14 protein-coding genes are annotated in these 9756 nt (G+C 46.9%); 3 read left to right on the top strand and 11 right to left on the bottom strand.

The genetic code is table 11. The features are described from left to right. The first annotated feature begins 326 nt into the window (after positions 1-326). The gene (locus Q0P86_RS04750) at positions 327-1310 is read left to right on the top strand and encodes a class I tRNA ligase family protein (protein WP_295037781.1); all 984 of its coding nucleotides are present in this window, start codon (positions 327-329) and stop codon (positions 1308-1310) included. A 20-nt stretch (positions 1311-1330) separates the two neighbouring features. Here Q0P86_RS04750 and Q0P86_RS04745 read toward each other — a convergent pair whose 3' ends face one another. From Q0P86_RS04745 to dcm, 8 genes are all read right to left on the bottom strand, one after another. Continuing rightward, positions 1331-1678, bottom strand: coding sequence for a hypothetical protein (locus Q0P86_RS04745; RefSeq protein ID WP_295037780.1), 348 nt, complete (start codon positions 1676-1678; stop codon positions 1331-1333). Beyond that, positions 1675-1971: an EndoU domain-containing protein gene (locus Q0P86_RS04740; protein ID WP_366941280.1), complete on the bottom strand. Its 297-nt coding sequence runs from the start codon at positions 1969-1971 to the stop codon at positions 1675-1677. Before Q0P86_RS04740 ends, Q0P86_RS04745 begins: the two co-directional genes overlap by 4 nt. Further along, a complete protein-coding gene (locus Q0P86_RS04735; protein ID WP_295037778.1) occupies positions 1881-2234 on the bottom strand; it encodes a hypothetical protein in 354 nt (117 codons plus the stop codon). Before Q0P86_RS04735 ends, Q0P86_RS04740 begins: the two co-directional genes overlap by 91 nt. Beyond that, complete coding sequence (locus tag Q0P86_RS04730; RefSeq protein ID WP_295037777.1) at positions 2231-2755, bottom strand: EndoU domain-containing protein; 525 nt, start codon at positions 2753-2755, stop codon at positions 2231-2233. Before Q0P86_RS04730 ends, Q0P86_RS04735 begins: the two co-directional genes overlap by 4 nt. A gap of 47 nt (positions 2756-2802) precedes the next feature. Then, on the bottom strand, positions 2803-3549 hold the full coding sequence (locus Q0P86_RS04725) for a DUF4417 domain-containing protein (RefSeq protein WP_295037776.1): 747 nt from the start codon (positions 3547-3549) through the stop codon (positions 2803-2805). A gap of 270 nt (positions 3550-3819) precedes the next feature. Next, on the bottom strand, positions 3820-4548 hold the full coding sequence (locus Q0P86_RS04720) for a hypothetical protein (RefSeq protein ID WP_295037775.1): 729 nt from the start codon (positions 4546-4548) through the stop codon (positions 3820-3822). Between the two features lie 218 nt (positions 4549-4766). Next, the gene (locus tag Q0P86_RS04715) at positions 4767-5510 is read right to left on the bottom strand and encodes a hypothetical protein (RefSeq protein WP_295037774.1); all 744 of its coding nucleotides are present in this window, start codon (positions 5508-5510) and stop codon (positions 4767-4769) included. Continuing rightward, a complete protein-coding gene (dcm, locus tag Q0P86_RS04710; protein ID WP_295037773.1) occupies positions 5507-6463 on the bottom strand; it encodes a DNA (cytosine-5-)-methyltransferase in 957 nt (318 codons plus the stop codon). Before dcm ends, Q0P86_RS04715 begins: the two co-directional genes overlap by 4 nt. Positions 6464-7117: 654 nt before the next feature. Here dcm and Q0P86_RS04705 point away from each other — a divergent pair. Both Q0P86_RS04705 and Q0P86_RS04700 read left to right on the top strand, forming a co-directional pair. Then, a complete protein-coding gene (locus tag Q0P86_RS04705) occupies positions 7118-8062 on the top strand; it encodes a class I tRNA ligase family protein (RefSeq protein ID WP_295037772.1) in 945 nt (314 codons plus the stop codon). Beyond that, on the top strand, positions 8049-8246 hold the full coding sequence (locus tag Q0P86_RS04700) for a hypothetical protein (RefSeq protein ID WP_295037771.1): 198 nt from the start codon (positions 8049-8051) through the stop codon (positions 8244-8246). The genes Q0P86_RS04705 and Q0P86_RS04700 overlap by 14 nt, the downstream gene beginning before the upstream one ends. Before the next feature lie 377 nt (positions 8247-8623). Here Q0P86_RS04700 and Q0P86_RS04695 read toward each other — a convergent pair whose 3' ends face one another. The 3 genes from Q0P86_RS04695 to Q0P86_RS04685 are packed head-to-tail and all read right to left on the bottom strand — an operon-like array spanning position 8624 to position 9673. After that, positions 8624-9037, bottom strand: coding sequence for a PIN domain-containing protein (locus tag Q0P86_RS04695; RefSeq protein WP_290995509.1), 414 nt, complete (start codon positions 9035-9037; stop codon positions 8624-8626). Beyond that, positions 9034-9282, bottom strand: coding sequence for a hypothetical protein (locus Q0P86_RS04690; protein ID WP_291024902.1), 249 nt, complete (start codon positions 9280-9282; stop codon positions 9034-9036). The genes Q0P86_RS04695 and Q0P86_RS04690 overlap by 4 nt, the downstream gene beginning before the upstream one ends. Then, entirely contained in the window at positions 9272-9673 is a 402-nt protein-coding gene (locus tag Q0P86_RS04685; protein WP_294114886.1) for a PP2C family protein-serine/threonine phosphatase, read from the bottom strand. Before Q0P86_RS04685 ends, Q0P86_RS04690 begins: the two co-directional genes overlap by 11 nt. Positions 9674-9756: the final 83 nt, after the last annotated feature.

Below are 9756 nucleotides of genomic sequence, written 5' to 3'. Positions count from 1 at the left end.
TTTTTTTCAACTAAGGAACCGCGCTTTTACCGTCTAAAAATTTCCGACCGGCTTACCCTGACTTCATTGATGACGAGTCGGGGCTTTTTTTCTGTATGCATTTTCGCATTTGCGTTAGGGATAGTGACCCCTTGGGGCGGAGACCTGCGTAGCAGGACTCCGTTTTAGGAGGCGGACGACGAGCGAAGCGACGGCGGCAGCCCCTAAAATATAGCCCGACCCGCACCAGCGGGGAACGCCCAAATGATTCTTTTAGAAACATAACCGCGAAATCAACACCAGCGACAAATGCATAGGTTGAGCGTCGCACCCAAGCTTGCTTGGGCATGACCGAGACCAGCATTTGGCACGAAGTGCAAAAGTTCGAAATCGGCCGTAACTTCAGCAACAAGCTGTGGAACGCCTGCCGTTTCCTTTACCCGCAGCTTGAACAGGCCGGCGCTCTTGCCGCCGAACTCCCGATGGACAAGAGCTTGTTCGCCCTGGAAGACAAGTGGATTCTCTCCCGCCTGCAGACGACCATCAAGGACGCCACCCGCATGCTCGAAGAATACCACTTCGCCGAACTCGCCGGGTTCCTGTACCGCTTCGTGTGGGACGACGTGTGTTCCAGCTACTTGGAAATCAGGAAGGCCGTGATCAACAGCGAGGCCCTCACCGCCGAAAAGAAAAACGCGATGGCTATCCTCAGCTACGTGCTGAAGAACGTGCTTGACTTGCTCCACCCGGTGATGCCGTTCATTACCGAAGAACTCAACAGCATTTTGTTCCAGGGCAGCGAAATGGTGATTGGCCGCGCATGGCCCAAGGCCGACGAATCGCTCATCGACGCCAAGATCGAAGCCGCATTCGACCAGGCATTCGCCGTGGTGGAAAGCGTGCGTGGCGTGCGTGGCCGCTACAACGTGAGCCCCGCCACCAAGCTGAACGCCGTGGTGAGCGTGGACGATGTCGCGACGGAAGCAAGCGTGAAGGACTGCATGGCAATCATCACCGAGCTCTCGGGTCTTTCTGACCTGAGCGTCGCCGTGAAGGCCGCCAAGCCGAAGTTCAGCGCCAGCGCCGTGGTTCCCGGTGGCGAACTCTACATCCCGCTGGAAGGTATCCTCGACCCGGCTGCAGAAATCGCCCGTCTCGAAAAGGAAATCGAGAAGGCCAAGGCATTCGCCGCCAGCATCGAACGCAAGCTCTCGAACGAAAAGTTCGTGAGCGGCGCCCCCGAAGCTGTGGTAAACGCCGAAAGGACGAAGCTTGCTACGCAGATGGATATTATTGCTAAAAACGAGAAGGCTCTCGAAGAATTGCGTTAGTCGCGATAAACCTTAAAAAATCAAGACAGGAGTCCCTCTCGGGCTCCTGTTTTTGCAACCCAGTCATCAATCAACAGACGAAGTTCCTGCGTATCAATCATCATTTCGCGGCTATTGTCGTCAAGGGCGTAATTGTCCCTTACGAAGGTGAAATCTGGGCGGATAAGCCATGAGCATTCATTCCCGAAGGACTCAATACTTTTTCGTTTCCCGATAAGTACCTGCTCTACCTGCTGACGAATTGAATCGTGAAATTCCCTAATGTCTCCGTTGACGAATACACCAAGAACGCCATTGTCATCTTCAAAAACAGCGCACGGCATCCGATTGCCGTTGCCAAAATCCATATATTCGATTTTGTAATTCATTTTTCCTCCATCATCGGGAATGCCATTGCGATTTTACCCTCGGTGCTCAAACGCATCTTGATTTTTACTCCTTCGGAACATACGCCCACATAAACATTTTTTGACCCAGGCTGCAAGAGCTTATTTGCAAAGGCTTCGTTAATGGAGTCAATGACTTTCTGCGGAGCCCAGTGTTTCGGGAAGAATGTTGAAAAACCATCCATTAGGAGTCCTCCTTTGTTTTTAGAAACTCTTTTCGTTTTTGAATGTACGCCAAAATTATTTTTTTCAATTCCATTGTATCTACGGTACACCTAACGGATTCGTCGTCTTTCTCAGCAAGCATATCTTCGATAACAGAAAAATCCTTTTTTATGTAAACACAATAGGCGTTTCCATCAACTTCATCAGAGTCCCGTTTTCCATCAAGAACGTCATCAATATACTTGACATACCATTCCAAGCTACTGACTTCGGCCCATAGAAACGCCCCTACATGGCTGTACGGATCGTCAAAAACGAAAACAATGTTGTTCCGTTCGCCGTTTTTACCAATGTATTCAACAGAATATCTCATGTTGGCTCCTTTATTGGAAATGCACTTCTAATTTTTGGGGGACGACCATCATTCAGATACATCTGAATTTTCAAGCCTGAAGGCAGGGTTCCTTCATAGCGATTCGGTTGCGGCGGTACATGATAACGATTTTCGTAAGCCTTATTAACCGCATTGACCACTTGCTGCGGAGACCACTCTCGGGGGAAGAACGTACTTCCACCTCTCTTGGCGACACCATTGACCGAAACTTGGGCTTCATAGACACCGTTTCTATCGGGAACCGTTTTCGTTCCGAGTATGGTGCACCCATCTGTTGGCTCAATACCTTCATAGTGATATCCGACAGCCTTTCCTCGTGTATTGATTTCTCCGTTAAATATATGTTTTATCGCACCTTCTGTAAAGTTCTCCGTCCCTGACAAGGATTCTAGGGCCGCCGGGGGATAAGTCTTTTCTTGCTGACGCCGTTGTTCCATCTCGAATTTTTCATTGTCAATTTCTTCAACAAGTTTTTCATACTCCAGCTCGGCAAGATTCATATACACGATTGATGTTACTCCCGTAAAGGGACTTGTATAAGTACGCCTCACTGGTCTATCATCCTTTTCTTGCTACGATTGCAGTTCCTACACTTGAGCATATTGTCAGGAACGACAACTCGTATGTTTTTCTCACGCGCATAAAGAAAAATAGAGTCAACCGCATCGTCTTTGCCACACACATCATAAACCACAATCGTCTTCAATAAGGGCAATGTATCCACAGTCTTTATTACAGCCTTTATCAAAATTTTCCTCTCTGCCAAATTGCGAACATAACACTTTGTATGAAACGCCACTATATCGCATTTCATTAGTCCAATCAAAACCTCGTCAAGCCACTCCAAATCCGGGAATGTTATTAACGGAATGACTATTTTGCGCATCACTTTCTGGAACCACAGGCCAACTATACGCCCCTTCCCCAGGTTTCCCGCATTCACCCAATTCGGCCCTCCCCCATATTGGGAATAATCCGGAATAATGATGAACGTAACATCCTTGAACCGACGCCTAAATTTTTCAAGACATGCCATCCTTTCATATTTTATGGCATTGAAGATCCCATTAAGGCCATCAATAACATTATCGTATTGAGCAAAACAGACCGCGGCATTTGGCGTGTGGGAGTAATCCCCCGGTTGCGAATACAAGGCTATGTAATCAGGACAAGTCTTGGATTTGGAAATCATCTGGGGCAATTGCCACTTGCCAGGGCACGGATTTCCCTCAAGTAAATCCAGATATCCCAGATTGAACAGCTTTTTCTCCTCTTTTCGAGACAACCTCTTCATAAAAAAATCCTTGGTTAAAGCTTCAAAGAACGTTTCCGCACTAGCAAAAACGCATTAACACCTATTTGGGGGTAAAAATCCCCCACCGGCGAAAAACGCTCCTTTTTTCGCCTTGTCGGGGGTGGTCAAAACACCGAGGATTTTCTATTTTAGAGAATGCTTTGGGTTCTCTATTAGAGATTTCTCAGCGGGCCGCAGGACTTTTCCTAGAAGTTCTGCGGCTTTTTTGACACCCATTTTTTCTGATTCATCTACATTTGACCTCCTTGTTTAGAATGGTAAATCGTCACCGGATTCAGGTTCCTGTAACTTACCCATGTAGCTGTCAATTGTTTTTCTTGTCATGTAAGACAAGTTAATCTGATTTCTAGTTTCTGATGCGAGCGAGAATAGCTCCCGTGCTTTTCTGAACAGCCCGTCATCAGTCCACACACACACAATCGGGCTAGTTTTTTTCTTCGCATTATCAGAAAAGTAAATTTCAAAACCCTTTTTTTCATCCTGTTTAACTTGAACTATGTACAAGAAATGGTCCTGAACCAATGTACAAATACTCTTTTCATCAAGTTCATTACTCGTTGAAAATAGTGAGCTATAATGGAAATCCGTGTAAATATCTTGCGGATCATCGGGAAAAAACCTTGGATGTCGATATTGCCCCGAAGATTGTTCCAACATTTCTTTAGTTTCCACAGTCCAAGAAATTATTCCCGCAAGGGTATCGTCGCGCAATTTATTGAAAAACTCAATAAGATACAGTTCATTGGGATGAACCTCATCAACCCTCTTCGTTAAGAGTAAATCTACCGGCATTTCGAATTGTTTAGACGCTTCCAGTGCCAGATCCATAATCGGGAACGAGGTCTTTTCTTCGCTTTTTAGCAAGCGCGAAGTATATCCAGCGCTCACGCCTGCCGACTTCTCTAGCTCACCAATTTTTTTCCCAGTTTTATTCGCCAAATACTGGATATTTTGTGCCAGAAGTGATTTTTCAAACATTCAAAACCTCATTTCAAAACAAAATATACATATTTTTCAACAAAAGTCAATGCTTTAAGAGCTATTTTTTGAAGAAAACCGCAAAAATTTATCGAATTTGAATAATTATTCAACTAAAACACAAGTCTTCACAAATCGTTTATAAAAAAACTTTCCAGTTCGACCTGAAAGGACTTTTCGCCGCATTTCTAGGAACTCGGTATAAAAATTCCATAGCATTACAACAAATCCACCCAAGAATCGTCATACTTCAGCATTTTAAGGACCTCATCTATTGGAGCAACCGGAGGTTTTCTAATCCTGAATTTTCTTGCATCGTCGGGAACATCCGTATGTATCGTAAATTGCGCCCCGTGGGGTTGCCATGTGAAACATTTAGTCCCCCGAACTTTGTGGTACCCCTCCAAGTTGCCATTTCGATTTTCCTTCCATTCGTAATCGGTCGTTCGATAACGTTCAATATGCTCTTCGAAAATACGGAACTTAGTCATATCATCGCTTCGAATAAGGACATTGACACGTACAGGATTGTACGATTCATAGGCAATATCTATACGTGCGTTCCAGACAGCCAAAACAGCTTGTCCCGTTCGCTGTATGTCCTCATGGGGATTGCTGATACCAAACGAATAATCAGGAGAACACCTACCGCTAATCAGACGAACAGACTTTGTTCCAAAGACATTGGAACTTTTCACAGTCTTCAAGGACCATGCAGATTTACCCACAGCCACATCCGCTATTCCAACAGGACTCGCAAAATGCGTTCCGTTCAGCACCTTCGCAAAGATGTCTCCCCAGTCATCCCCTGAAACATCTGTACGCCCGGTATGCAATAGATATATCAAGTGCCTTCCAATGTTGCGAATGACATCGTCGGGGATATGGCTCAACTCATAAGGAGTCGCACAATAAAGTTTCCTTATATCTCGAAGTTTTGGATAGGACGAAAATTCACTCATAAAACCTCCCGCATTCTTTCTGCTATAGCCCGAATCATCGGAACCGCAACAGAATTGCCTGTTTGCCGTCTAATTTCCTGATGTGAAACAGCTATTTTGAATGAATCCGGGAACCCCTGTAATCGCAAAAGTTCCCTAGACGAAGGACGTCTAACACCATTTATCAGCTGGTAATTGTAAGAGGCCCCTGTTCGCAAAGCGCATGCGTGATCAAGAATAGAAATGTTTCCAGACTTGTTCTCGTGCCATATAGAAGGATAAAAAATTTCCTTTCCTGCCGTCCTGGCCTTTCTCTTTTCAAGAATCATCGGAGACGCAAAAAGGCTCTTATCCACATCTTTATCATTCTCAAGAATTTTTTTGAGATTATAAGGTATTTTATCAAAATCAAGTGAAAATGATTCACAGATTTTGGCATCACGGAAACCAACAATTATGATACGCTCTCTTTTTTGTGGCAAGCCAAAATCCATGGCATTCAACACCTTGTACTTTACATGGTATCCTAGTTTATCCAAAATTTTAAGAATGACAGAAAAAGTCTTCCCACCATCATGAGTCGTCAACTGTTTCACATTTTCGAGAAGGATTGCCTTTGGCTTATGGTATTCGAGAATTCTTTGGATTTCAAAAAACATGGTTCCTCGAGTATCGCCAAAGCCCCTCATCTTCCCCATGATGGAGAATGCCTGACAAGGAAATCCGGCAAGCAATAGATCATGGTCCGAAATATCTTCAGTAGCTATCTTTGTGATATCACCAAAAGGTTTGTGACCGAAATTCGCCTCATATTCTACTTGCGCAGCCTTGTCCCATTCTGAAGAAAAGACGCACTTGTAATTCGGGAACTCATCAAAAGGAAGTCTAATTCCCCCGATACCCGCAAACAAATCGATAAAATGGATAACCTTTACCTTTTTTTTCGCTCGCTTAGCATTCTTCGTTGCTGCCATTCTATAGTTCCTTGACCAAAAAGCGTTAGCTCATGTTCAAGGACTAAACGACAGGCAAGCATAAAAAAAGCGTGGTGTCGATTGCGCATATCAAGTCTGAGGCTCTGGTAAACCTATCCACAATAAGCGCAAAACGACCCACGCCCATTGCTGGACGTGAGTGTTCGCCTCATTCTCGTGGATTTTGAAATTTACCAGATTTCAGACTTGAGAACGAGAGCTATACTCTACGTAATTTCCAAACGTCCGATTGCAACCAGCCTTGCGGATTATCGCAATCAAACTATGTCAATAGGAATATAGATAAATCCACTATACCTAGAACGGCAATATTCGGCAAATCTACGTAAATTATGGCAAATACAGATACGTTTCTCCAATTTATTGTCGATTGCTCACCCCGCGTTGCGTTAGGGATAGAGACCCCTTGGGGCCGAGACTCGCGAAGCGGGGCTTGGTTCTGGGAGGTAAGCGACAAGCGCAAGCGCAGCCGATTGCCCCCAGAATATAGCCCGACCGCACATATATGTGCGGGAACGCCCAAATGATTATTTGCGTTGACCCGATGGAAGAAGGAAAAGCAGCCGGATGGCCGCGAAATCAACACCAGCGACAAATGCATAGGTTGAGCGTCGCGCCCAAGCTTGCTTGGGCATGACCGAGACCAGCATTTGGCACGAAGTGCAGAAGTTCGAAATCGGCCGTAACTTCAGCAACAAGCTGTGGAACGCCTGCCGCTTCCTTTACCCGCAGCTCGAACAGGCCGGTGCGCTTGACAACGAGCTCCCGATGGACAAGAACTTGTTCGCCCTGGAAGACAAGTGGATTCTCTCCCGCCTGCAGACGACCATCAAGGACGCCACCCGCATGCTCGAAGAATACCACTTCGCCGAACTCGCCGGGTTCCTGTACCGCTTCGTGTGGGACGACGTCTGCTCCAGCTACTTGGACAAATGCGTAGGTCGAGAGTCGCGACCACGCTTGCGTGGGCATGACCGAGACCAGCATTTGGCGCTTGCGCAAATCAAGAAGGCCGTGATCAACAGCGAGACCCTCACCGCCGAGAAGAAGAACGCCATGGCTATCCTCAGCTACGTGCTGAAGAACGTGCTTGACTTGCTCCACCCGGTGATGCCGTTCATTACCGAAGAGCTCAACAGTATCCTGTTCCAGGGTAGCGAAATGGTGATCAGCCGCGCATGGCCCAAGGCCGACGAATCGCTCATTGACGCAAAGATCGAAGCCGCATTCGACCAGGCATTTGCCGTGGTGGAAAGCGTGCGTGGCGTGCGTGGCCGCTACAACGTGAGCCCCGCTACCAAGCTGAACGCCGTGGTGAGCGTGGACGACGCCGCAACGGAAGCAAGCGTGAAAGACTGCATGGCTATCATCACCGAACTTTCGGGTCTTTCTGACCTGAGCGTCGCCGTGAAGGCCGTGAAGCCGAAGTTCAGCGCCAGCGCCGTGGTACCCGGTGGCGAACTCTACATCCCGCTGGAAGGTATCCTCGACCCGGCTGCAGAAATCGCCCGCCTCGAAAAGGACAAATGTGTAAGTCGAGAGCCGCGCCCAAGCAAGCTTGGGCATGGCCGAGGCTAGCATTTGGCACGAAGTGCAAATCGAGAAGGCCAAGGCATTCGCCGCTTCGATTGAGAAAAAGCTTTCTAACCAAAAGTTTGTCTCAGGAGCTCCCGAGGCGGTAGTCAACGCTAAACGAGTAAAGTTGGCTACACAGCAAGATATCATTGCCAAAAATGAAACGGCATTGAAAAAGCTGAAGTAAATCAAGTCTGGATTGCCGCGCCCCTTCGGGGCTCGCAATGACGTTATTAGAAAGAGGTGCCCCATGGCACCTCTTTTTTGCATCAACCTATACAGAAGTATCAGCGAGGGTCATTTCTACCTCGCAGGGCGTCAAGATCAATATCCAGGTCGGTGTTGCCGAGATACTTCTTCAAACCAGAAATGTCGCGTGTTTTCTGTGACTTTATTTGCCAATACCATTCCAAGTTGGAGTTCTGGTTTGGGTTTACAATTTGCGCCAAATTCGTTGGTTTCATTACAAAATCGCATTTCCTGAAAAGTAGTCATGCCGGAGCGAATGCGAAAAGTCGGGCGATGTTCAGTCTCCTGTCTTTTCTTGTAAATGAATATGCCGCTTTAAAGGTGTTTCAACAGAAATTCGCCGGGTTCTATGGCGGGAACAGCGGATTTTTCAAAGTCTTCCACGTTGCGCGTAACTATAAAATCAAGACTTAACCGGTTGGCGCATTGCTGTTGCAGGCCGTCTTCCAAGTCCTCCGTGTCTGGGTTTTCCGTGACAGCGAAAAAATCCGAAACGTTCTCGGGAATGACCGTGAAGAACTGGCAGAACATGTTTACCAGTTTCAGCCTTTGCTCGGCGGGCATGTCCTTGCGGAGTATGTAGTAGATGTCGCAGAGCGAGTGTGCCGTTACGAAGCCAAAATGGCTCTGCCTGATACATTCCGCGATTACCTTTTTTGACTCGCGGAAGAACGGTTCGCGGCGTTGGACCATGTCAAGGATGACGTTCGAGTCTACCAGCAGGTTCATCGGAAATCCCTGCTTTCTTCGCGTTCTTTCTTGTAGTCAATTTCACGGTCCACAGAACCGGCGAACTCGTCAAGCAGGGCCAGCCCCGCGGCCACATTGGTCGCGGACTTCTTGCGTTCCAGAATGCGGTCCAACTTTTGGCGTAGGACAACAATCTGGAACAGGGGGAGTTCTTCCACCTGTGATTCAAGTTCTGCAAAGGCTGTTTCCGACATGTTTGAACCTCTCTTGGATTCAATATACATTATTTGCCCCAAATTTGCCAATACCATTCCAAGTTGGAGTATCGATTCGGCTTTGCAAAACCATACGAACTTTCCTGCACATTAACCGCACTGGAGAATCCTTGGAGTCATTTAGGACTTTTTGCAGGCGATCCAAGCCGAATTCTTCGTTCTTGTCGTTAATCGCCTCTGGGATGCCATCCGTATAGGTAAAGATAGTGTCGCCCGGTTGCAGTTGGACTTCAAAATCCTGGTACCTGTAGCCGGGAAAGCCGGCCAAGACAAACCCGCTCTTGATTTTTGCCAATTCGAAATTTCCGTATTTATGTTTAATGAACGGTTTTTCGTGTCCCGCATTGGCATAAACAAGGAATGCCGTGGATGCGGTCGTCGATATCCATATTTTCGCCAAACGACTTCGCTATTTTACTCATGCTTTCAATGGGCCGCGTAACAGTCCGTTCCATGTTGGAGCTTAATATATTTTCAGGAAAA

The sequence above is a fragment of the uncultured Fibrobacter sp. genome, assembly GCF_946062555.1.
Taxonomy (GTDB): domain Bacteria; phylum Fibrobacterota; class Fibrobacteria; order Fibrobacterales; family Fibrobacteraceae; genus Fibrobacter.
This window is presented reverse-complemented; position numbering and strand designations above follow the sequence as displayed.

What these genes read in the sequence shown, in the direction of transcription:
- Q0P86_RS04750 (WP_295037781.1), top strand. Translation starts at nt 327, where the DNA reads ATGACCGAGACCAGCATTTGGCACGAAGTGCAAAAGTTCGAAATCGGC.
- Q0P86_RS04745 (WP_295037780.1), bottom strand. Translation starts at nt 1,678, where the DNA reads ATGAATTACAAAATCGAATATATGGATTTTGGCAACGGCAATCGGATG.
- Q0P86_RS04735 (WP_295037778.1), bottom strand. Translation starts at nt 2,234, where the DNA reads ATGAGATATTCTGTTGAATACATTGGTAAAAACGGCGAACGGAACAAC.
- Q0P86_RS04730 (WP_295037777.1), bottom strand. Translation starts at nt 2,755, where the DNA reads ATGAATCTTGCCGAGCTGGAGTATGAAAAACTTGTTGAAGAAATTGAC.
- Q0P86_RS04725 (WP_295037776.1), bottom strand. Translation starts at nt 3,549, where the DNA reads ATGAAGAGGTTGTCTCGAAAAGAGGAGAAAAAGCTGTTCAATCTGGGA.
- Q0P86_RS04720 (WP_295037775.1), bottom strand. Translation starts at nt 4,548, where the DNA reads ATGTTTGAAAAATCACTTCTGGCACAAAATATCCAGTATTTGGCGAAT.
- Q0P86_RS04715 (WP_295037774.1), bottom strand. Translation starts at nt 5,510, where the DNA reads ATGAGTGAATTTTCGTCCTATCCAAAACTTCGAGATATAAGGAAACTT.
- dcm (WP_295037773.1), bottom strand. Translation starts at nt 6,463, where the DNA reads ATGGCAGCAACGAAGAATGCTAAGCGAGCGAAAAAAAAGGTAAAGGTT.
- Q0P86_RS04705 (WP_295037772.1), top strand. Translation starts at nt 7,118, where the DNA reads ATGACCGAGACCAGCATTTGGCACGAAGTGCAGAAGTTCGAAATCGGC.
- Q0P86_RS04700 (WP_295037771.1), top strand. Translation starts at nt 8,049, where the DNA reads ATGGCCGAGGCTAGCATTTGGCACGAAGTGCAAATCGAGAAGGCCAAG.
- Q0P86_RS04695 (WP_290995509.1), bottom strand. Translation starts at nt 9,037, where the DNA reads ATGAACCTGCTGGTAGACTCGAACGTCATCCTTGACATGGTCCAACGC.
- Q0P86_RS04690 (WP_291024902.1), bottom strand. Translation starts at nt 9,282, where the DNA reads ATGTATATTGAATCCAAGAGAGGTTCAAACATGTCGGAAACAGCCTTT.